This is a genomic window from Brevibacillus fulvus, assembly GCF_016908525.1.
GTDB classification, from domain to species: Bacteria; Bacillota; Bacilli; order Brevibacillales; family Brevibacillaceae; genus Brevibacillus_G; species Brevibacillus_G fulvus.
The window spans coordinates 238,365-260,176 of the sequence record NZ_JAFBEB010000005.1 but is presented as its reverse complement, the minus strand read 5'-3'; the positions used below and the strand labels follow the sequence as shown (position 1 = coordinate 260,176).

Below are 21,812 nucleotides of genomic sequence, written 5' to 3'. Positions count from 1 at the left end.
TCGAATCTGATAGGAAGTGGTCCGAATGAATGTTTTCTTCATCGTGCTTTTTATTGCCGGCGCATTTCTGGTTCAAACCGCTCTCGGTTTTTTGCAAATCAGGCATTTCTCGAAAGCGTATGCAAAGCTGAGGAGAATGGGGAAAGTGGCCATTGGGAAGAAACCGGGGAGATTTCGTGCGGGAACGATTGTTCTATTCGCTGTGTCCGACAGCGGCAAAATCCTCGAGGCCAAAAAGATACAAGGAGTTACCGTCATGGCCAGGGTCAAGGATTTGCCAGGCTTTGAAGGGAAAAATATCCGGACGTTGCAAGAGGCCGACATGGCGCATTGCAATCACCTTTTGAAAATGGCTATTCTTGATGCGGTGTTCAACTACAAGACGATCATGAGCGGCGGAGTGATTCCGGAGAAAAACAGTCTTTTTAAGAACTTGATGGTGAGAGCAGAACGCGCGGTTGCTCTAAAAAAATAAACGAGGTGACAGGTTATGGATTTTCTCATTATGCTTGCCGAAGGCTTCATGAAATTGTTTCAAACGGGCGCCGATACGTTTGTTTCCTGGATGAAAGGAATTGTTCCGGTTGTTTTGCTGTTAATCGTCGCCATGAATACATTGATCCAAATTATTGGAGAAGAACGCATTAACCGGTTGGCGAGGGCATCAACGAAAAGTCCGCTGCTGCGGTACATGGTGCTTCCGTTTCTTGGTTCGTTTATGCTGGGGAATCCGATGGCACTGTCATTGGGCAGGTTTCTGCCGGAAAAATACAAGCCCAGTTACTATGCTGCCGGTGCTTATTTCTGCCATACAAGCAACGGTTTGTTTCCACATATCAATCCGGGGGAATTGTTCATCTTTCTCGGGATCGCAGCAGGAATCGAAACGCTTGGTTTTAATACAGCGGAATTGGCCGTCCGTTATCTTCTGGTCGGTTTGGTCATGAATTTCTTTGCCGGATGGATTACGGACTTCACAACAAAAGTTGTTGAAAAGCAGCAAGGAATTACTTTGAAAACAGAAATGAAAGCACATCACTAGGGGATAGAGGGGGTATTAAGATGACGGGTTACCATTCGATCAAAGTTGTGAAAGGTAGCGGCGGATTTGGAGGTCCGCTGACGATAACGCCGACTGCGGAGCGGAATAAAATCGTCTACATTACAGGTGGCGGCTCAAAACCGGACATCGTCGACAGAATCGTCGAGCTGACCGGGGCGGAACCGGTGAATGGCTTCCACACCTCGGTTCCTGATGAAGAAATTATGGTGGCAATTATCGATTGCGGCGGTACGTTACGTTGCGGCATTTATCCGCAAAAGCGCATTCCGACCATCAATATTATGCCGACAGGGAAAACGGGCCCATTGGCCAAATATATCACAGAAGATATTTACGTCTCGGCGGTGGGGGTCGATCAGATTCAGCCCGTAGACGATGCGGTGGCGCATGCTGCAACGGCAGCGGAGAAGTCACCTGCACCAGAAAGAGCCTTCAAGTACAGTCCCGATAAAAAGGTTTCGCAAACACTAGCGGAAAAGAAAAATAAAAGCATCATCACCAAATTTGGACTCGGTGCAGGAAAAGTGATCAATACGTTTTACCAAGCCGCTCGTGATGCTGTGCAAACAATGATTACCACCATTATCCCCTTCATGGCGTTTGTCTCTTTGTTAATTGGAATTATCCAAGGGTCCGGGATCGGCAACGTCTTTGCGAAGGTAATGGCGCCGCTCGCCGGGAATATTTGGGGACTGCTTTTGATCGGATTTATTTGTTCCTTGCCATTCTTGTCACCATTGCTTGGACCGGGTGCCGTCATCGCGCAAGTTATCGGTACCTTGATCGGGGTCGAAATCGGCAAAGGAAACATTCCGCCGCACCTCGCTCTTCCTGCCTTATTTGCGATCAATACGCAAAATGCTTGTGACTTTATTCCGGTAGGTTTGGGGCTTGCGGAAGCGGAACCGGAAACGGTAGAAGTGGGGGTACCCTCCGTGCTGTATTCCCGTTTTTTAATCGGGGTACCGCGAGTATTCGTCGCGTGGTTGGCCAGCTTCGGCTTATATGAATAAAGTTTGGCAATTAAGTCTCGAATCAGTACGAGACGCTGAAAAAAAGGGAGGCAGAAGGGCATAGCAGTTCTGTTGATGCCAAAGGATTATGAAAATTATTTATGCAAACAAAGTAAAAAACATTGGACCAATGGCAAGCACATTTCTCGATGAAAAGATGCTCATATTGTTTGGGACAAACGCGCCCCAGGATTTAAAAGATTTTTGTTACAGCATTGATATTGTCGAGCCGAGTGGGGAAATCAAGGAAGGCCAGAAACTTCTGATCAACAATGAAGAGTTTGCCATTACCGCCGTTGGCAATCTTGTTCAGCGCAACTTGACGACACTTGGGCATATTACCTTGCGCTTTGACGGGGCGACAACACCGGAACTTCCAGGGACCCTGTACTTGGAAGAGAAAGAACTGCCCGCCATTGCACTGAATACCGAGCTAAAGATCGTAAGCGAATGATTTTTTGGGCAGATAGATAGGGAATCAGCACATTTTAAAAAACCATGGAGGCTTAATCTGTTACGGGTTAAGTCTCTGTTTATAGGAGGTATAGCAAATTGAGATTATATATTGATTCCGCGAATGTAGAAAAAATCCGCCGCTTGACCGAGTATTATCCGATTGCGGGTGTCACCACAAACCCTTCCATTCTAGTGAAAGAAAACCACCCCTTCCTGGACACGCTCAGGCAGATTCGGGAAGTAATTGGTACCGAAAAAGAATTGTTTGTGCAGGTGCTTGGCGAGACCGCTGAAGAAATGGTCGAAGAAGCAACCTTCATTACCGATCGGCTTTCAGGGAGCATCGTTGTTAAAATTCCGGTAACGGAGGAAGGGCTGAAGGCGATCAAGCTATTGGCCGGGCAAAATGTTCCGATCCTTGCGACAACGATTTACACGTCTTTTCAGGCTTTAATGGCAGCGCTGTCCGGTGCCAAATACGTTGCACCTTATGTGAATCGGATTGATAATTTGACGGGAAACGGTGTAAAAGTGGTCGCCGAAATCGCCCAATTATTCGCAGCTTATCAGTTGCCGACCGAGATCGTGGCAGCCAGCTTTAAAAATGTGCAGCAAGTCCATGATGTTTGTCTGGCGGGTGCAGAAGCTGTCACGGTTGGCCACGAACTCATCGAAAAGCTGATTGCCTTCCCGGCGACGCTTGCGGATGTGCACGCATTTAAAACGGAATGGCAAAAAACGTTTGGCACCGATTTGCTTCACTCCAAACAATAAAACGAAAGCGGCAGTTATCGCTCGGATAGCTGCCGCTGCTTTGGGCAAAAGAGCCGCGATTACAAGTAATCACGGCTCTTACAACTATTGAAGAAGATCGGCTTTTAATTCCGAATCAAATAATCGAAGGCGCCTAACGCGGCGGTCGCACCGGAGCCCATCGAAATGATGATTTGCTTATACGGACTATTGGTGCAGTCACCGGCAGCAAATACGCCAGGTATGCTGGTAGCGCCACGGCTATCGACAACAATCTCACCGAAGCGAGTGCGTTCCAATGTGTCCGCCAGCCAATCGGTATTCGGGACAAGTCCGATCTGCACAAACACGCCTTGCAATTCGATATGATGCGTTTCGCCCGATTCACGGTCAATGTAGCTGATTCCGTTTACCTTGTCAGTACCGGTAATTTCTTTCGTTTGGGCGTTTTTCAGCACGGTTACGTTTGGCAGACTGTACAGGCGATCTTGCAAGACAGAATCGGCTTTCAGTTCTGGTGCATATTCAATCACCGTTACGTGTTTCGCGATACCTGCGAGGTCAATGGCTGCCTCAACACCGGAGTTACCGCCACCGATTACGGCGACGTCTTTTCCGGCAAATAAAGGACCGTCGCAATGCGGGCAATAAGCTACCCCTTTGTTTTTAAACTCGGCTTCGCCGGGAACACCGATATTGCGCCAACGGGCACCTGTCGAAATGATCACGGTTTTGCTTTTTAGAACAGCGCCGCTTTCAAGTTCAACTTCGATCAGCTCTTTCTTTTCCAACCGCTTGGCACGTTGTGCTTTCATGACATCAACGTTGTACTCTTTCACATGCTCTTCCAAGCTAGCGGCAAGTTTTGGTCCTTCCGTATATTTGACACTGATAAAGTTCTCAATGCCAAGAGTATCGAGGATTTGACCGCCAAAACGTTCGGCAACAATCCCTGTGCGGATACCTTTGCGCGCTGCATAAATGGCTGCGCTCGCTCCGGATGGACCGCCACCGATGACAAGCACATCGTATGGCTCTTTGTTGGCCAGTTCGGAAGCGTCTGGAGCATTGCCCAGTTTGGAGAGAATGTCCTCAATAGACATACGGCCGCTTCCAAAAGGTTCAGCATTGAGGAAAACGGTCGGTACAGCCATGATGTTTTTGTTTTCCACTTCTTCTTTGAAAGCTGCCCCGTCAATCATCGTATGGGTGATGTTCGGATTGAGCACGCTCATCGCGTTGAGTGCTTGCACAACGTCAGGACAGTTGTGGCAAGTCAGGCTGACGTATGTCTCAAAATGATGCTCGCCGCGAATATTTTTAATTTGGTCAATTACGTTTTGGTCGAGTTTTGGCGCTCTGCCGCTCACTTGCAACAAAGCTAATACAAAAGAAGTAAATTCATGTCCCAAGGGAATTCCAGCAAATGTCACGCCGGTGTCTTCGCCCACACGATTTACGCTGAAACTGGGTGTTCGAGGCAATCGTGCTTGTTCAACCGTAATGTTAGAGGACATGCTGGCGATTTCCTCTACGAACGCCAGCATGTCTTTAGATACGGCATCGGACTCTGCACTGACTTTTAGCACGACATCGCCTTCCAGCAGTTGGAGATATTGTGCTAACTGTTCTTTAATCTCTGCGTCTAATGCCATTTTTTCTCCGCTCCTTAGATTTTCCCTACAAGATCGAGGCTTGGTTTCAGTGTTTCAGCGCCTTCTTTCCATTTTGCAGGGCAAACTTCGCCTGGATTGTTGCGTACATATTGTGCAGCTTTGATTTTGTTTACGAGAATGCTTGCGTCGCGGCCAATACCGCCAGCGTTGATTTCAATAGCTTGGATCACGCCGTCTGGATCGATGATAAAGGTAGCGCGGTCAGCAACCCCTTCTTCTTCGATCAGCACGTCAAAGTTGCGGGAGATCACATGAGAAGGATCACCGATCATGACATATTTGATTTTTTTGATTGTATCGGAATGATCGTGCCAAGCTTTATGAGTAAAGTGGGTGTCGGTGGAAACCGAGTAAACTTCAACACCAAGTGCTTTCAAGTTGTCGTATTCGTTTTGCAAATCCTCGAGTTCTGTTGGGCAAACGAAAGTAAAGTCGGCAGGATAGAAGCAAACAACGCTCCATTTACCTTTAAAGTTTTCTTCCGTAACATCAATGAATTTTCCGTCGTGGAAAGCTTGAGCTTTAAATGGTTTTACTTCAGTTCCAATCAGTGACATATTGAAATTCCTCCTTAGTTTTATAAGAATAAGATAGCTTTTGCGGGAAGGACAATTGTCTCATCACCTCATAAGCTATAATAATTATAATCTAATAAGAATTATGATATGAAAACCGTTCTCTGTCAAGAAAAAACATATAATTCTTGCACCATTTTGCTAGACAATTCCAATGGGAGAGTTGTTGAGGGCATTTTCAATTGACTTAGAAGCTGAACGAACAGGGTAGGGTTATTATTGCTGCTGATTGGTGATGTTCAAAATCTATCACTTTAAGTATCCCCAATCATTGAGAAAATTAACGGTGATTCCAATTGAACATTTTTCATGGCTAATCTCAAACGAAATGGAAGGTAAAGCCCGTCGGGAAAGGGTATAATACTGGATAAAAGCCGAAGCCAAACCGAAAAGCGGGGGTTATAATGACGGAGAAAACAATTACGATAGCAACAGGGTGGAACTTGGACAACAGTTATGCGGGTTTACCGGAACTTTTTTATTCCCGGCTCAATCCCGCTCCGGTGCGCTCGCCGAAACTGATCGTATTGAATGAAACGTTGGCAGCGTCGTTAGGATTGAACGTTCAGGCGTTGCAAAGCGAACAAGGCGTGGCGGTACTGGCCGGCAATCAAGTTCCCGCGGGTGCTGCGCCGCTTGCTCAAGCCTATGCAGGTCATCAGTTCGGAAGTTTTACCAAATTGGGCGACGGGCGGGCGCTGTTGCTCGGTGAACAGATAACACCGCAAGGAGAACGGGTCGATATACAGTTGAAAGGTTCGGGCAGGACGCCCTACTCTCGCGGCGGCGATGGGCGAGCGGCGCTTGGACCTATGCTGCGTGAATACATCATCAGCGAGGCGATGCATGCGTTGGGGATTCCGACCACGCGCAGTCTGGCGGTGGTCGCAACCGGCGAGGATGTCATTCGCGAAACAAACTTGCCTGGTGCGGTTCTCACCCGTGTGGCGGCGAGTCATTTGCGCGTTGGTACATTTCAGTATGCTTCTTATTGGGGATCGGTTGAAGAACTGCGCAAGCTGGCCGATTACGCTTTGGAGAGGCATTATCCGGAAATTGCGGCAGACGACGACCGCTATTTATCCCTCCTTCGGGGCGTCATTAAACGTCAGGCTGAGCTGATCGCCAAATGGCAATTGGTCGGCTTTATCCACGGAGTCATGAACACCGACAACATGACAATCAGCGGAGAAACGATTGATTACGGACCGTGTGCGTTTATGGATGTCTACGATCCGGCGACGGTGTTCAGCTCGATCGATCTTCAAGGGCGATACGCCTACGGAAATCAACCGTACATTGGCGGCTGGAATTTGGCGAGATTGGCGGAAGCTTTATTGCCGCTGCTCCATGCGGACGAAGAGCAGGCGATCAAACGAGCGGAAGCGGCGATTGCCGATTATGGGCCGTTATTTCAACATTATTGGCTCGCCGGCATGCGGGCAAAACTCGGTCTCTTCCAGGAAGAGCCGGAAGACGGATCGCTGATCGAAAAGCTATTGGAGCTGATGCAAAAATATCGGGCCGACTATACCAATACGTTTCGCGCGTTAACGCTTGATGCACGGGAGGATACGGACTTGTTCCGTTCGCCGGAATTTGCCGAATGGCAGCAGTTGTGGCAGGACAGATTAGGCCGACAACCGGGATCGAAAACAAAGTCGCAACAGTTGATGAAAGACAGCAATCCGGCCGTCATCCCGCGCAATTATCGCGTGGAGGAAGCGCTGGAAGCGGCAGTCGAGCATGGTGACTACTCGGTCCTGAAACGGCTTCTCCATGTATTGTCCAATCCTTACGCCTATACTGCCGAACAGGAGGAATATTGCGGACTGCCTCCGCAGTCGGATCAGCCATACCGAACGTTTTGCGGCACTTGACAGAGGGCCAAACAATTGGGATCAGATGAAACAGAAAAGCTCCCTGAGAAACTGCCAAGAAAGCAGTTCTGCAGGGAGCTTTTTTGCTGCGAATGATGAAAAGGAGGGAATGCTCCTACTCCATCCACTTTTTGTAGAGTTCGTCAAATTTGCCTTGCAATTTCATTTCATCCATCCACATTTCCAGGTAGCTTGCATAGACGAAATCGCCACGAGGAATCATATAGCCTTTTTCGCTTTTGGTGAAAGGCTTGTCCGTCAAAGCTGCGTACAGTCTTGGATCAGCTTTTGCGTAGGTCATTGCTTCGACCGTGTCTGTGATCATCACGTCATACGTTCCGTCAGCAACCAAATGCGGGATGTCCAAGTTGTTGTCAACGACGGTTACATTGGCATTTGGCAGATACTGGCGAACGAATACTTCATTTGTTCCGCCAGGATTTACGCCGACGCGTACGGAAGGCTTGTTGATGTCTTCAATGGTCAAATATTTGTCTTTGTCTTCGGCGCGTACCAAAGGAGCTTTCCCGAATGTAATGTAACCTTGTGACACGTAAGCTGTTTTTTGTCTCGCTGTATTGCGGGTGACACCGCCAGCAGCGATATCGAATTTGTCGGCCAACAGATCGTTCATCATGTCGGACCAGGTAGTTTGCACAAAACGCACTTCTACGCCGAGATCTTTTGCCAGTTCTTTGGCAGCGTCTACGTCGAAACCTTCGTATTCATTTGTTTCCGGGTTCAAATATGAAAAAGGTTTGTAGTCGCCAGTCATTCCTACGCGAATATAGCCTCTCTTAATGATTTCATCCAATTGCGAGGTTTCCGCTTTTTTCAGTTGGCCAGGAGCATTGACCGATGCCGATGCGGCGGATACGTTGGATGTCGGGAAGAGGTCGGGACTGACATAACTCGTACCTGTCAAGGTTAAAGTGAAGACTCCGGTTAATAATACGGTTTTCCAAGTTCGTAACATGTGGTTACCCTCCAATGATTTCTCTGAATGTTTTTCAATGCAATGAATCGATGCGATTTAGTCCTTGGCATCCCCCCTTTCAAGAGCCCCAATTTGGGCAATGGTGATTGGGGGCGTTACACTTTAAATTTGGACAGTTCCTTGCGCAGTTCTTGCGCTACGCTTTCCAACGCTTGTACAGAGGAAGCGATCTGTTCAAAGGATTGAATTTGGTCTTCGGCTACATCAGCCGCATTTCGGGCATCTGCGGAAGTCAACATCGCGATGGATTTCATTTCCTCCACAGAGGCGCTGATTTCCTCGGAGCCGGCAGACATCTGTTGGGATGCGGCGGAAACTTCGAGAATATGGCTGGCCACGTTGCGAGAGGCCTGGAGAATGTTGGCGAACTTCTCGCGCACTTCTTCAATATAAGCGATTCCTGTCTGCACGTCGTTTCGGTTTTCATTCATAACCAGCACAGCATTTTGCGCATCGGCGCGAATTTCCTCGACGATTCGGGCGATCTCTTCAGTTGATTGGCTCGATTGTCCGGCCAGCTTTTTCACCTCTTCGGCCACCACAGCGAATCCGCGGCCGTGCTCTCCCGCTCTGGCTGCTTCAATGGATGCATTCAGCGACAGGAGGTTGATGCGAGTCGTAATGTCGGTGATGACATTCAAGATTTCAACAATTTGCAAAGAACGTTCATGGAGGCGTTCAATTGCGTCGCCTACCTTATCTGTGCCCGAGCCGATGCTGCGGATTTGATGAACTGCTTGTTCCACAACCTCTGTACCACTCTCGGCGTGGCTTGACGCTTCTTGGGCCACTTCCGATACATGCGAGGAGGACTCAGCAATTTTGACGACTCCACTGGCCATCTCACCCATCGAAACCGCAATCTCTTCCGAACTTGAGGCATGTGCCGTCGAACGTTCGGCAATTTGCCGGATCGTCTCGCCGACACCGTGAATGCTTTCCTTTGTTTGACCGATGCCGCTGGATACCATTTTGGTCACATCCATAACGCGATTAGAGGTATCCGTGACCCCTTCGATCAGCCGTTTGAGGTGCGAGACCGTCTGATTGAAATCACTGGACAGAACGGCGACCTCGTCTTTGCCTTTGATGAAAATGGTTTTGGTCAAATCACCTTGTGCAACCTCCTTGACAACGGTGTTCAAACGTTGAATCGGACGTGTTAAACGAACTGTAAACCAGTACGCAATGATAATAGCGACCATGAGGGCGATTGCCGAAATAATCATCAAGTTGCGATTAAGGCTGGTGATCGGTTGGAACAAGCTTTCTGTCGGAGCTGTCACAAATACACCCCAATTATAGGTGGAAGGTGAATAGGCAGCCGAGTAATTTTGGTTATTTAAGGTATAGTTGAAAAAACCGGACTTGCCCTGTGCAACATTTTGGTAGGCTTCAACAATTGGTTGAATATTTTGATCTTGCACCGATTTGGCCAGCACCAGTTCCTTGTTTGGATGCCACATGTAAGTACCGGTTTTGCTGACAAGGAAGGCAAAGCCGTCCGTTCCAAATTTTTGCGTGGAGACCGCTTCTTGCACAGCATTGATGGGCAATGTTGAACCCATGTAGCCATACTGTTTGCCATCTTTCATCAGCGGGATAATCATCGTAATGATGTTGTTTCCCGTCCGCTTGGACACGACTGGTTCAGAGAGGACGATCTTGCCTTCGCCTTTCCCCGCTTCTTGAAAGTGGACACGGTCGGATACAGGGGTTACCTCTCCGAGAAAATTGATTACGTTTTTGCCGGTCAAGTCATAGGAGAAGAAGAACGTTTCATACTCCTTGTTCTCTTCCTGTGCTTTTTGGATCAGTTTTAAGTCTGCTTCCTTATTGCCTGAAATCAGTTTTCCCACCGATTCCACCTTGGCGATTTCCGTATCGATGAATGTATTGATTTTCAGGGCCAGGTTGGATGCGGTCAGCTGGGCTTCCTGCTCAATGCTGTTTTGCAGCAAAAGAGATGCGCTTTGGTAGCTGGCAAAGGAAACCGAACCCAAGCTCAACAATAGCAATAAGCACATTAAAATAACGATTTTTTGCTTGAGATTTAGGCGCATTGCAGTTTTCTTCCTCCCTACTTCACTGTGGAGTCCTACCGGTTTGCTCTCTCCATTCCTTAGCGAATTTCTGGTTGTCAGCCAAAACAAAAATCGAAGATGATTTAAGAAAATTGGATGATTCCGGTAAAAACCCCCAAAGATATTATCGGATGTTGCTCGATTTTTATTAAGTAATTTTTAAAAAATTCACTTTATATGAAAAATAACGCGACATGTCTAAGACGGAGATATTGGTAATATTTACGGTATTGGCGGTGATTTTCTAAAAATGTTGGCAAAGTTTATTCATTGCATAATAAAAAGCCATTCGCTGGGAATGGCCTCATTGGGTACGATATTGTTTGTTCTATCCTTCGGTTCGGGCAAGCTCTCTGCGGACGATCGGGGCAACACGGGTGCCGAGCAGCTCAATGGCGTGCAAGACATCGCGGTGCGGCATTGTTCCGACATTGACATGCAAAAAGAAGCGGGTAACACCGAGATTTTTACGCAATAACAAAATTTTCTCGGCGACAAATTCCGGATCACCGACGTAGAGAGCACCGTGCAGGCTGCGGGCGGCGTCATAGGTTGCCCGGGTGTAAGCGCCCCAACCCCGTTCCCGTCCCAGAACGCTCATTTGCGCTTGTGTAGAAGGGAAAAACAGTTCCGCCGCTTGCTCTGTCGTATCGCCGACAAAACCGTGCGAATGAGTAGCGATTTGCAGCTTGGCTGGGTCGTGGCCAGCTTCCTTCGCTGCTCTTTTATAAAGATCAACTAACGGGGCGAAGCTTTCCGGCATACCGCCGATAATCGCCAGGGCGAGCGGCAAGCCAAGCACCCCAGCCCGAATTACCGATTGGGCATTGCCGCCGCTGGCAATCCATACTGGCAAGGGGTTTTGCACAGGACGAGGGTAAACACCCAGATTATTGATCGCCGGGCGATGACGACTGCCGGGCCAGTTTACTTTCTCGGAAGCGCGAATGGCCAACAGCAGTTCCAGCTTTTCTTCGAACAGTTCATCATAATCTTCCAGGTTGTATCCGAATAGCGGGAACGATTCAATAAAGGAGCCGCGCCCCGCCATGATTTCAGCCCGACCGTTAGAGATGCCGTCCAGGGTGGCGAAAGCTTGAAAGACGCGAACGGGATCATCCGAAGACAGTACGGTGACCGCACTGGTCAGTTTGATCTTTTTGGTCATCGCGGCTGCGGCCGCAAGCACCACAGCGGGTGCTGTGCTGGCATAATCGGGGCGGTGATGCTCCCCGATGCCATAGACGTCAAGTCCGACCTGATCGGCCAGGACGATTTCCTCTACGGCCCGTTGCAGTCGCTCGGCATGACTGACAGATTCACCTGTCACCGGGTCTTTCGTTGCTTCCAGAAAAGTACTGATTCCGATTTCAATATGGTTTGCCGGATCGGCCATTGGGGATCTCCTCCTTATTTTCCTCCAGTTTACTCATATATGGACAGCTGTTCAAATATGAGCATGCAGCGACAGACTCCGTTGTCGTGTTTATCAAAGAGGAGAAAATCTTGTTTCTGGCCGATTGTATTTACCCGACATTTATTCCCCAAAGAGAAGCTATACGGTCGACAGGACGTTGGCGCTGTTCGATCTGCTGGATCGTTTTGACGCAGAGACATATGTGTTGTCACACTGGCGGCCGATCAGCAAAGAAGAATATGGCCAAGAGCGAGATTTGTTGCGCAATATTGCCATGTATACCGCTCGTTGCAAAGGGGATCGGCAGCAGATTGCCGAAGCGTATGCCAGACAGGCAGACCGGGAATTAAATGATGATGAAGAAGAAACGATTGATTACTTTGTCAATGGCTACGAAGCAATCGATTCAAAAAGTGGTGGAAAAAGCGAAAGCGACGCCGCCCGACCAAGAGCAAACGTCGCAAGTAGTGAGGCACAAGGGGGAGGAATCTCCTCCCTCTCCCTTGATAACTCCAATCTACTCCAAGTATATCATGAAAACAAGGAAATTAGACGTCACAAATCTACTGTCGCCCAGGGGAGTTTTGGGAATCGCCCTGGCTGCCACGTACTCACCATTGGATGCCTGGTGGCAGCAAACGATTCTGATCATCGCCGTCGGGTACACCTTTGGAAAAGGCAGCGGCTCGCCGGCTGTGGGTTGACACTAAGAATCATTCTCATTTATAGTCTAGGAAGGAAGACACAACGTCATTGAAGTATGCGGGACCATTGTCTTTGTATAAAAAAGAGGGAAGGTGATTGCCGATGTTGATTCAAACGAGAACAATTACGGTTCAAAAGGGCTTTGCTGATCAGGTAATAGAGCGGTTCAGCGCGGAAAGCCCGGTGGATTCGATGGAAGGGCTCGTGGACAGAACGGTTATGGTGAACAGAAAGAAACAGGAGCATGACGAGGTCATGGTGATGATCCGCTGGGAGTCCGAGGAGGCCTGGAAAAATTGGGAGAAGAGCGATGCTCATATCCAGGGGCACCGGGAAAACAGAGGAAAGCCTGCTCCGGAGTATGTAATCAGTACGGTCGTGAACATGTATGAAGTCAAGACCATAAAAAATGGAAAAGGGCAAGCGTAAGCCATCCGCTTGGGCCCGCCCGGTGAGGGAAAACCTGGACGCTGTTCCGGGTTTTTTGCATTCTATATAGGTTTTCTTGTTGCTGTAAGGGAATCATTTCCGTCTTCGGGAGAGAATGAATGTATAATGGTAACCAAGCCAGATGAACATGTCTTGAAGGAGGAATCGTCAATGAGCACCATTACCGTTACCGCCGTTTTGCGGGCAAAAGCAGGAAAAGAGCAGCAGCTGCGGGAAGAGTTGCTGAAAGTAGTCCCCCTGTCCCGCAAAGAAGCGGGCTGCATCGAGTATAATCTGCATCAGTCGCTGGAAGATCAACGCGTCTTCCTTTTTTATGAAACATGGAAAGACGAGGAAGCCTTAAAAAGTCATGCGGAGACTGAGCATTATCAGCAATATCGGCAAAACACCGAACCTCTGCTTGAAAGCAGAGAGGTTTACCGCGTGCGGAAGCTTGAGCTGTAAACGACCGCCTGTTTATGAACAACCTAACAATGATCGGCGCCTAACGATCATTGGAGAAAAACAGACCCCCACGTTCAGGGAAAGACGGAGCAGTTCCGCTTCTTCCCGAACATGGGGGTTTTTTCCGTGAGAACCAAGTCTGGCTTATCCCCAGACTTCTTTCGCAATCTTGACGACATGCTCCAGTTTGGCCCATTGCTGTTCTTCAGTCAACAGATTGCCTTCCTCCGTAGAGGCAAAGCCGCACTGCGGACTTAGCGCCAGTTGTTCCAGCGGCACATAGCGGGTCGCTTCGTCGATTCTGCGCTTTACTTCATCGGCCTGTTCCAATTCGCCAAACTTGGAGGTGATCAGGCCCAGCACGATATGCAGATCAGGGCGTTGCACAAAACGAAGCGGTTCAAAGCCGCCGGAGCGTTCGTTGTCATATTCGAGGAAAAAGCCATCGATATTCAAGGAGCCGAACAAAGTTTCCGCCACCGGTTCATAACCGCCTGATGCAATCCAGGTGGAGCGGAAGTTGCCTCGGCAAATATGCATCGTCACTTTCATGTCGGCCGGCCGATCACTCACCGCTTCGTTAATCGTCCGGGCATACAGTTCGCTCAGTTGAGCAGGGTCATAGCCGCGAGCGCGAATCTGTTCTCGCTGCTCTTCGGAACAAAAATACGCCCAGGAAGTATCATCGAGTTGCAAGTATCGACAACCAGCATCATAAAAGGCATGGAGCGCCTTTTTGTATGCGGCAGCCAAATCATGGAAATATTCATTTTCGTCCGGATAGACGTTTCGGTCAATTTCTCCGCGGAAGTGCAGCATGCTTGGGCTGGGGATAGTCATTTTGGCCGCATGTTGCCCTGCGATCTCGTGCAGAAACTTGTAATCTTTCAGCATCGGATGATCGCTAAAGCCCAGCTTTCCGACAACTTTTACGGCGTGGGCGATGGATTGCGCCTGTTTAAACTGAATACCGCTTTCTGGAGTGTATCCTTGCACGCCGTCCAGATGTTCCAAAAAATCAAAATGCCAATATGCGCGGCGAAATTCCCCATCGGTCACGGCTTGCAAACCAAGCTCCTTTTGCTTTTGCACAATCCGGGTAATCTCTTCATTTTCAATCGCACGTAATTGCTCAGCAGAAAGAGTGCCGGCCGCTTTTTGGGAGCGTGCCGTTTTGATTCGGTCAGATCGCAAAAGACTCCCTACTTGATCAGCTTTGAAAAAAGGCTGTTTGTTCGATGGTGATTGATTCAAAATCTTTTCCAATTTCAAACCCTCTTTCCTTGAAAATATTAAAATATTAGCAAAGATTCAGACAGTTGTAAATGTGCTATTCTGCCGATCTTCATGGTGGCATCGTTTTCGTTGGCCGCTTGTTTTCAGACGCTTCCAGGCAGCTTTAAGCCAAGTGGTGGTCAGTCGCGGGAAACCGCTGACGAGCGAGAAACCCGTTTTTCGCTTCTCCCAGAACTCCCCCCTGTCCCTTTCATATGCTGTAAGAAAGGAAGGTGACAAGTTATATGAAGTGCTTCTCCGTGCAAAACCATCAAGATTATGTAAAGGTGACCGACCTTACCCGCATTCCGTTTCAAACCTATACGTTCGAAGTGGACGGGCAAATGGTAGAAGCAAACCAGAAAGGTCCCCGCTTTTATATCAAGAAGGAGGGAATGTCCCTTGGTGAGCGGACGCTCACGGTCTCCGCACATCTGCCAGGGTGGGAGCGCTCGCCGATTGTCGAGCAGTTTACCTTTTTGGTGAAGGAACAGCCTGCCAACCTGCCGACTGCACCAATCCCGGTTCGCGAATTTAAAGCGGGAGACATCCTGGTGGCCAGCGACAACGTGAATGGGCTTCAACCGGGGTACATGGGCCATTCAGCCATTGTCATCAATGGAACGGAACTGATCGAAGCCGTCGGCGGACAAACGGCAATTCGCAAAGATACAATCCAACAATTTGTCGACCAGCACAAGCTTCATGCGCATTATCGCCCCAAGTCAGCTGAGCTGGGGAGCAAAGCAGCGGTTTATGCCGGCAACTATTATTCGCAATATGCGGAAAACGTGAGCAAAGGTGAACAAAAGCCGATCTTTTCGTTTGATCTTCAATCTCCGCTGGATGATCCATGGGGAGAAATCTACTGTTCCAAGCTGGTCTGGCTGGCCTATCATTACGGCGCCGGTTATACGATGAAGAACGACCATCTGTGGTTTTCTCCCGGAGATCTCGATGCCAATCTGCGCCACAATCCTGATTTTACCGAAGTTTATCGGCACCCGGAAATGAAATTTGTCATCAACACCTAAATAGCTTCATTTTTGACAGACGACCCCCGGCGATTGCTTGAACGAACGGGGGGGTATTTTTTGCCGGTTCAAGCCGAGATTACATAAGAGAGTTCGCTATTGAAGTTTGTAAAAGTTTTTACACGTTGGCAAAGACGGTCTGCTTTCGAGCTGAAGCGAGCTGCGCCGTCTACAGTTGTTGACAAAATTCAAACTATTGGATAAATTTATTTCAGATTAGGCAAAGCGATAACGTTTAACAGCGGTTTCGTGCGTTAGATTGATGTGAACTTCGGTACCTGGCTATTCCAAAACGATGATAAGGAAACCTTGTGGTTCTTATTCTCTTTTGGCGGCTGGGTTTTTTTAATGGACGGTGGTGGTGAAAAAAGCTTGGCAAGGGAAAATGTAAGCGTTATTTTGCTGTCTGGAGGATGAAATGGATGGAAAACAAAGTCTATGTAGTGAGCGCCAAACGTACGGCGATCGGAAAAATCGGCGGCGCATTAAAGCATCTGCAGCCGGATGAGCTATTGTTGCCATTGTTTCACGATCTGAAAGCACAAAATTTATTGCCGCTAGACGGATTCGATGAAGTGATCATCGGGCAAGCCAAACAGAGCCAAGACCAGTCCAATATCGCGCGGAAAGTATTGCTGAAGGCTGACTTGCCTGAATCGTTGCCCGGCTATACCGTTCATCGCCAATGCGCATCCGGAATGCAAGCGATTCACAATGCGTTTGCCAGCATTCGTGCCGGACTGGGGCATGTCTATATTGTTGGCGGTGTGGAAAGCATGAGCAATGCCCCCTACTACATTCGCAATGCTCGCTATGGTTTTCTCTCAGGCAATGCCGAGATTCTCGATCCAAACAAGGAAAGTCAACCCGGCTCTCAGCCGGAGGAGAAGTATGGACGGCTGGTCATGGGGATGACCGCGGAGAATCTGGCGGAGGATTACGCCATTTCCCGCGAGGAACAGGATCAGTTTGCTTACGAGAGTCAGTTGAAAGCACAGCGGGCTATTGCCGAAGGGGCTTTTCTTGAGGAAATTGTTCCGGTTCCGGTACCGCAAAAAAAGGGAGAACCAGTCTTGTTCCAGGTGGATGAACATCCTCGCAAAACCGATCTGCAGAAATTGGCCAATCTGACCCCCGCCTTTAAAGAAGGGGGAACCGTAACCGCCGGGAACTCTTCGGGATTAAACGATGGCGCTTCTCTCCTCCTGATTGTGTCGGAAAAGGCGGCGAAGCAATACGATTTGCAACCGCTTGCAGAAGTTGTTGGTCTGGGCGTGTCTGGTGTCAGGCCGGATCGGATGGGCATCGGTCCGGTGGAGGCAACCCGCAAAGCTTTGCAAATGGCTGAAATCGGGATCGAACGACTGGATTTGATCGAGTTGAACGAAGCGTTTGCCGCTCAATCGCTGGCAGTGATCAAAGAATTGGCTTTGCCCATGGAAAAAGTGAATGTACACGGTGGGGCAATTGCCCTGGGGCATCCGATCGGGAACAGCGGTGCCCGAATCAGCGTAACGCTGTTGCATGCGATGAAGCGACGGAAAGCCGAATGGGGGCTTGGCACGCTCTGCGCAGCGGGGGGACAAGGGATTGCCACCGTATTTCGGTTACTCTGAATCCGGCAGGACGATCACTCGGGGAAAGAAGGAAATCCAAATATCGCATGAAAATAAACAGCTGGCGCAAATTCACGCTCGCCAGCCCAATTGACGGGAGATTTCAGTTGAAGTTTCCCGAATTTTTTTGATCAATTCGTCATCAATCCGCTCCATTGTGATCCGGTTGCTCGGGCCGGAGATGCTGAAACTGGCCACAACCTTGCCTTGAACATCAACGATTGGTCCGGCAATGCAGCGTATGCCGACCTCATTTTCCATGTTATCCAACGCGTAGCCTTGTTTCCGCACTCTCGCAATTTCCTCCGCCAGTTGCTCCTTCGCGGTAATGGTTTTCGCGGTCTTGGCGACAAAGTCCATTTGCGAAACTGCACGTTCATACGTTGGCGAATCCATTCCCGCCAACAAAACTTTTCCTACCCCCGTACAGTAGAGCGGTGCGCGGCTGCCAATGCGCGAATACATGCGAATCGTTTGATTGCTCTCAATTTTATCGATATACATGACTTCGCCGTTATCCTCCAGACAGAGGTGAATCGTTTCATTGACATCTTGCGACAGTTTTTGCAGAAACGGTTTGGCAATGCCTCTTATATCAAGACTGTCCAAAATATTGCGAGACAAGTAGATTAACTGATATCCCAGTTTGTATTTGTCCGATTCTTCATCTTTGATCACATAATTCATGTGCAAAAGGGTTGAGAGGAGCCGATGTGTGGTGCTTTTGGACAGGCCAACCTGTTCGGCGAGCCGGGTAATTTGCATCCCCTCCGGATATTCAGACAACGTATTCAATAAAGTCAGTGCTCGTTCCAATGACTGAACTATCGACATAAACTTCCCTTTCTTGAACCTTCACCGCTGTTCAATGTGATTAATGATTCATGTGGATAGAACCGTATAATGGAATGCGGTTCCATTTTCATCATAGGAAAAAAACGTTGCTTTGTAAACGAAAGATGAGCGGTTTGGAAAAATGACGGTGGATTTCCAGTTTTTTGTTGAAAAGATTCTGATATCGATTATAATGATTTTGGAACGTTGTTCTACAATGTGGAATTTGAACATAAACCATCAACAGACAGTATATTTTGAGGGAGTGAGTAGCGAAATGAAGGTCCTTTACGCTCATCATCCGGAAGATGTAAAGCACTACACCACAGAGAAGTTGCGAAATGAGTTTTTGATGGAAAACGTATTTGTGGAAGATCAAGTTACGCTCACTTACAGCCATGTCGATCGAATTATTTTCGGCGGGATTATGCCCGCACAGCAGAAATTGGCGCTTGATGCGGGGAGAGAACTGGCCGCTGCTTACTTTTTGGAACGGCGCGAAGCAGGAGTGATCAACATTGGGGGGGACGGCAAAGTCACGCTTGATGGCGAAGAATACGAAGTGAAACATAAGGAAGGCATCTACATCGGGCGCGGCACGAAAAGCGTCGTCTTTGAATCGAATGACCCGGACAAACCGGCCAAATTTTACTTGAATTCTTGCCCGGCGCACAAAAGCTATCCTACGGTCAAAATTGATTTGCAGAAAGCAATTGCCCGGCCATTGGGCGACGAAGCAGCGATGAACAAACGGACGATTTACCAGTTTATTCACCCTGATGTCTTGGAGACGTGCCAATTGAGCATGGGCATGACGGTGCTGGAAACGGGAAGCGGCTGGAATACAATGCCTTGCCATACCCATGAGCGGCGGATGGAAGTGTATTTATATTTCGATATGGCTGAAGATACACGAGTGTTTCACTTTATGGGACAACCGCAAGAAACCCGTCATCTTGTAGTCAGCAATGAGCAGGCCGTTCTTTCGCCAAGCTGGTCGATTCACTCCGGGATCGGCACGCGAAACTACACGTTTATCTGGGGGATGTGCGGGGAAAATCAAGATTTTGACGATATGGACCAGGTGAAAATGGAAGACTTGCGTTAATCCGGCACGTATGAATTGGTTCCAAGAAGGAACCGGGGCGTGGGAATTTGAACGCGTAAGGAGGCAATGCCATGCAAGTGCTTGATTTTTTTTCGCTGAAAGACAAGACCGCGCTCGTAACGGGAGCTCGCACCGGGATTGGTCAGGCGATTTCCGTCGGGTTGGCTTCAGCCGGCGCGCATGTGATTTTATTGGCGCATCAGGACAATCTCAATGAAACGAAGAAAAAAATCGAACAAATCGGCGGAACGTACGATACGGTTCTGATCGATCTGAGCGATTTGTCATCCGTTCGCGACAAGCTGCAGCCCGTTTTGGAGAAATACGACATTGACATACTGGTTAATAACGCCGGTATCATCTATCGGGAGCCGGCCGTCGATTACTCGGAACAAGAGTGGCAGCGGGTGATGGACGTGAATATCCATTCCGTGTTTCTATTGTCGCAGGAAATTGGCAAGAAAATGGTTGAGCGCGGTTCCGGCAAAATTATCAATATCGCTTCGCTGTTGTCTTTCCAAGGCGGTGTGTTTGTGCCGGCTTATACGGCGAGCAAACATGCGGTCGCCGGCTTGACCAAGGCGTTGGCCAACGAATGGGCAGGCAAAGGCGTGCAGGTGAATGCGATCGCTCCCGGTTATATCGCCACCAACAACACCGAAGCGCTGCGCAATGACGAGCAGCGGAGTCAAGCGATTCTCGAGCGAATTCCCGCTGGCCGCTGGGGTGTCTCGGATGATCTGGTAGGGGCCGCAGTATTTCTTGCTTCCAGGGCATCAGACTATGTAAATGGACATATCCTCGTCGTGGACGGCGGCTGGATGGCGAGATAAGCTTGCGAGATCATGGCGCACATTCTTGCTGCTGTCTTTTGCTATAATAAGGATGTGGCGGGAGAAGCTAGTCCCTTCTCCCGGCCGAAGCATTTTTTTCGTGAGGGGAATCTGAGGGCAACTCAGGTTCCTCTTTCTCTTTTTTGGCGTCTCCGTTCGTCTTGTTTGCTTTTAGGGTGACATTCAAAATATCTTTAATCTGCACTTTTAATTCAATTTGCTTGTAGACGAAAACGAGCGAGAGTGTACCAATCAGAATGGCGATAATGGTGACGACCGTTTCATTCATTCACGTTCCTCCCTTCCAAATAAACCGAACGTATGTTTCTATTTTACCCAAATAAAAGGAGAGAAACGAGGGTCTTTCCTACTTATCCAGTAATTTTTTTCTAATTTGTGGGAATCGGAAACGGGGACAAGGCGTTAATCCGCCGCTTGGCTGCAGTTTTTTTATAAAACAGTTGGCAAAAGCCGAGAGAATAAGGTAATCTATAAAATGAAATTGATAATCATTATCAATTTGTGAATGAAATTCAGTTCAGTTTGAAAGGACCGTTGCGCATGGAGGCAAACACTCTGAATGGCAAAGCAACATCCTTGACCGGCAGCAAAATGTGGCAATTTGTCATTGTCGGTTTAATCGCAACGCTTGGCTTGATTATCTCCATATTTTTGGCGATCGCCTATGGGGCGAAAGAGATGAGCCTGCAAACTGTCTGGCTGTCGATCGTGGATTATCAGCCGGATAAAACGCTTCATCAAATTATCCATGAAATACGTTTGCCCCGCGTTATCGCTGCCGCTGTGGTTGGGGCGGCGTTTGCGGTAGCAGGCGCTTTGATGCAAGGCGTGACCCGAAATCCGCTGGCTGATGCCGGCGTGTTGGGAATCAATGCCGGAGCAGCATTTATGTTGGCGCTCAGTTTCGCTTTTTTTCCCAATCTTCCTTATTTTATCGTGATTTTGCTATCGTTTGTCGGTGCGGTCGGGAGCACCATCTCGATTTATTTGCTGGGCTCAGCATCGGCCAACGGATTGACGCCGGTCAGGCTAACGATCGCGGGCGCTGTCGTTGCAGCCTTGCTCAGTTCTCTGAGCGCCGGTATTGCCATCTATTTTGATTTGGCGCAGGACCTGGCTTTTTGGTATGCCGGGGGAGCAGCGGGCATTCATTGGTCGCATCTGAAGTGGCTGGTTTCGATCATACTTACGACGATTATCGCCGTAATGGGAATCAGCCGCTCTGTATCGCTGCTGTCGATGGATGAGGAGGTAGCGATCAATTTGGGGGTGAAAACGAAACGGGTCCAACTGCTGGCGATGGCCGCAGTGGTGGTGCTGGCTGGGGTGTCCGTTTCAGTGGCAGGCTCGATCGGGTTTGTTGGCTTGATCATTCCGCATATTGCTCGCAAGCTGGTTGGCACTGACTACCGGTTCATCATCCCGCTATCGGCGATACTGGGTGCGGAATTACTGGTGTTGGCTGATTGGGCTGCACGGACGATCAATCCGCCGCAAGAATTGGCTCTCGGGGTGACGGTTGCCCTGCTGGGAGTGCCATTTTTTCTCTATCTTGCCCGCAAAGAAAGGGGGCGATGA

The 21,812-nt window shown here is 48.8% G+C and carries 21 protein-coding genes and 1 pseudogene; 14 read left to right on the top strand and 8 right to left on the bottom strand.

Annotated features, from left to right (window positions below; all coding sequences use genetic code 11):
* Positions 1 to 25 precede the first annotated feature (25 nt).
* From JOD01_RS09745 to JOD01_RS09725, 5 genes are all read left to right on the top strand, one after another.
* Entirely contained in the window at positions 26 to 475 is a 450-nt protein-coding gene (locus tag JOD01_RS09745; protein ID WP_204518126.1) for a transcriptional regulator GutM, read from the top strand.
* A 15-nt stretch (positions 476 to 490) separates the two neighbouring features.
* Positions 491 to 1,042 (top strand): PTS glucitol/sorbitol transporter subunit IIC, encoded by a 552-nt coding sequence (srlA, locus tag JOD01_RS09740; RefSeq protein WP_204518125.1) that lies wholly within the window; start codon positions 491 to 493, stop codon positions 1,040 to 1,042.
* 20 nt (positions 1,043 to 1,062) lie between these two features.
* Positions 1,063 to 2,076 (top strand): PTS glucitol/sorbitol transporter subunit IIB, encoded by a 1,014-nt coding sequence (srlE, locus tag JOD01_RS09735; RefSeq protein WP_204518124.1) that lies wholly within the window; start codon positions 1,063 to 1,065, stop codon positions 2,074 to 2,076.
* A gap of 88 nt (positions 2,077 to 2,164) precedes the next feature.
* On the top strand, positions 2,165 to 2,530 hold the full coding sequence (locus JOD01_RS09730; RefSeq protein WP_204518123.1) for a PTS glucitol/sorbitol transporter subunit IIA: 366 nt from the start codon (positions 2,165 to 2,167) through the stop codon (positions 2,528 to 2,530).
* Positions 2,531 to 2,628: 98 nt separating this feature from the next.
* A complete protein-coding gene (locus JOD01_RS09725; RefSeq protein ID WP_204518122.1) occupies positions 2,629 to 3,306 on the top strand; it encodes a transaldolase family protein in 678 nt (225 codons plus the stop codon).
* A gap of 104 nt (positions 3,307 to 3,410) precedes the next feature.
* Here the strand turns inward: JOD01_RS09725 and ahpF are convergent, their stop codons facing one another.
* Entirely contained in the window at positions 3,411 to 4,940 is a 1,530-nt protein-coding gene (gene ahpF / locus JOD01_RS09720) for an alkyl hydroperoxide reductase subunit F (RefSeq protein WP_204518121.1), read from the bottom strand.
* Positions 4,941 to 4,954: 14 nt separating this feature from the next.
* The gene (gene ahpC / locus JOD01_RS09715) at positions 4,955 to 5,518 is read right to left on the bottom strand and encodes an alkyl hydroperoxide reductase subunit C (protein WP_204518120.1); all 564 of its coding nucleotides are present in this window, start codon (positions 5,516 to 5,518) and stop codon (positions 4,955 to 4,957) included.
* A 422-nt stretch (positions 5,519 to 5,940) separates the two neighbouring features.
* On the opposite strand from ahpC, the gene JOD01_RS09710 reads away from it, so the two are divergent.
* A complete protein-coding gene (locus JOD01_RS09710; RefSeq protein WP_204518119.1) occupies positions 5,941 to 7,416 on the top strand; it encodes a protein adenylyltransferase SelO in 1,476 nt (491 codons plus the stop codon).
* A 115-nt stretch (positions 7,417 to 7,531) separates the two neighbouring features.
* Here JOD01_RS09710 and JOD01_RS09705 read toward each other — a convergent pair whose 3' ends face one another.
* From JOD01_RS09705 to JOD01_RS09695, 3 genes are all read right to left on the bottom strand, one after another.
* Positions 7,532 to 8,392, bottom strand: a complete 861-nt coding sequence (locus JOD01_RS09705) for a transporter substrate-binding domain-containing protein (RefSeq protein WP_204518118.1) — start codon at positions 8,390 to 8,392, stop codon at positions 7,532 to 7,534.
* 116 nt (positions 8,393 to 8,508) lie between these two features.
* Positions 8,509 to 10,476 (bottom strand): methyl-accepting chemotaxis protein, encoded by a 1,968-nt coding sequence (locus JOD01_RS09700; protein ID WP_204518117.1) that lies wholly within the window; start codon positions 10,474 to 10,476, stop codon positions 8,509 to 8,511.
* A gap of 349 nt (positions 10,477 to 10,825) precedes the next feature.
* On the bottom strand, positions 10,826 to 11,893 hold the full coding sequence (locus JOD01_RS09695) for an LLM class flavin-dependent oxidoreductase (RefSeq protein WP_204518116.1): 1,068 nt from the start codon (positions 11,891 to 11,893) through the stop codon (positions 10,826 to 10,828).
* A gap of 68 nt (positions 11,894 to 11,961) precedes the next feature.
* On the opposite strand from JOD01_RS09695, the pseudogene JOD01_RS20035 reads away from it, so the two are divergent.
* From JOD01_RS20035 to JOD01_RS09680, 3 genes and pseudogenes are all read left to right on the top strand, one after another.
* Positions 11,962 to 12,311, top strand: a pseudogene (locus JOD01_RS20035) (MBL fold metallo-hydrolase); the annotation flags it as partial.
* 410 nt (positions 12,312 to 12,721) lie between these two features.
* Complete coding sequence (locus JOD01_RS09685; RefSeq protein WP_204518157.1) at positions 12,722 to 13,048, top strand: antibiotic biosynthesis monooxygenase; 327 nt, start codon at positions 12,722 to 12,724, stop codon at positions 13,046 to 13,048.
* 171 nt (positions 13,049 to 13,219) lie between these two features.
* Positions 13,220 to 13,513 (top strand): putative quinol monooxygenase, encoded by a 294-nt coding sequence (locus tag JOD01_RS09680; protein ID WP_204518114.1) that lies wholly within the window; start codon positions 13,220 to 13,222, stop codon positions 13,511 to 13,513.
* A 144-nt stretch (positions 13,514 to 13,657) separates the two neighbouring features.
* Here JOD01_RS09680 and JOD01_RS09675 read toward each other — a convergent pair whose 3' ends face one another.
* Entirely contained in the window at positions 13,658 to 14,770 is a 1,113-nt protein-coding gene (locus JOD01_RS09675) for a 5-methyltetrahydropteroyltriglutamate--homocysteine S-methyltransferase (protein WP_420829080.1), read from the bottom strand.
* Positions 14,771 to 15,033: 263 nt separating this feature from the next.
* Between JOD01_RS09675 and JOD01_RS09670 the strand changes: the two genes are divergently transcribed.
* Positions 15,034 to 15,822: a C40 family peptidase gene (locus JOD01_RS09670; RefSeq protein ID WP_204518113.1), complete on the top strand. Its 789-nt coding sequence runs from the start codon at positions 15,034 to 15,036 to the stop codon at positions 15,820 to 15,822.
* Between the two features lie 422 nt (positions 15,823 to 16,244).
* Positions 16,245 to 17,438: a thiolase family protein gene (locus JOD01_RS09665; RefSeq protein WP_204518112.1), complete on the top strand. Its 1,194-nt coding sequence runs from the start codon at positions 16,245 to 16,247 to the stop codon at positions 17,436 to 17,438.
* A gap of 72 nt (positions 17,439 to 17,510) precedes the next feature.
* Here JOD01_RS09665 and JOD01_RS09660 read toward each other — a convergent pair whose 3' ends face one another.
* Entirely contained in the window at positions 17,511 to 18,272 is a 762-nt protein-coding gene (locus JOD01_RS09660) for an IclR family transcriptional regulator (protein WP_204518111.1), read from the bottom strand.
* A 277-nt stretch (positions 18,273 to 18,549) separates the two neighbouring features.
* On the opposite strand from JOD01_RS09660, the gene kduI reads away from it, so the two are divergent.
* Positions 18,550 to 19,380 (top strand): 5-dehydro-4-deoxy-D-glucuronate isomerase, encoded by an 831-nt coding sequence (kduI, locus tag JOD01_RS09655; RefSeq protein WP_204518110.1) that lies wholly within the window; start codon positions 18,550 to 18,552, stop codon positions 19,378 to 19,380.
* Positions 19,381 to 19,451: 71 nt separating this feature from the next.
* Positions 19,452 to 20,213: a 2-dehydro-3-deoxy-D-gluconate 5-dehydrogenase KduD gene (kduD, locus tag JOD01_RS09650; RefSeq protein WP_239565345.1), complete on the top strand. Its 762-nt coding sequence runs from the start codon at positions 19,452 to 19,454 to the stop codon at positions 20,211 to 20,213.
* Positions 20,214 to 20,280: 67 nt separating this feature from the next.
* Here kduD and JOD01_RS09645 read toward each other — a convergent pair whose 3' ends face one another.
* Positions 20,281 to 20,502: a hypothetical protein gene (locus tag JOD01_RS09645; RefSeq protein ID WP_204518109.1), complete on the bottom strand. Its 222-nt coding sequence runs from the start codon at positions 20,500 to 20,502 to the stop codon at positions 20,281 to 20,283.
* A gap of 323 nt (positions 20,503 to 20,825) precedes the next feature.
* On the opposite strand from JOD01_RS09645, the gene JOD01_RS09640 reads away from it, so the two are divergent.
* Positions 20,826 to 21,812 (top strand): FecCD family ABC transporter permease, encoded by a 987-nt coding sequence (locus JOD01_RS09640; RefSeq protein WP_239565363.1) that lies wholly within the window; start codon positions 20,826 to 20,828, stop codon positions 21,810 to 21,812.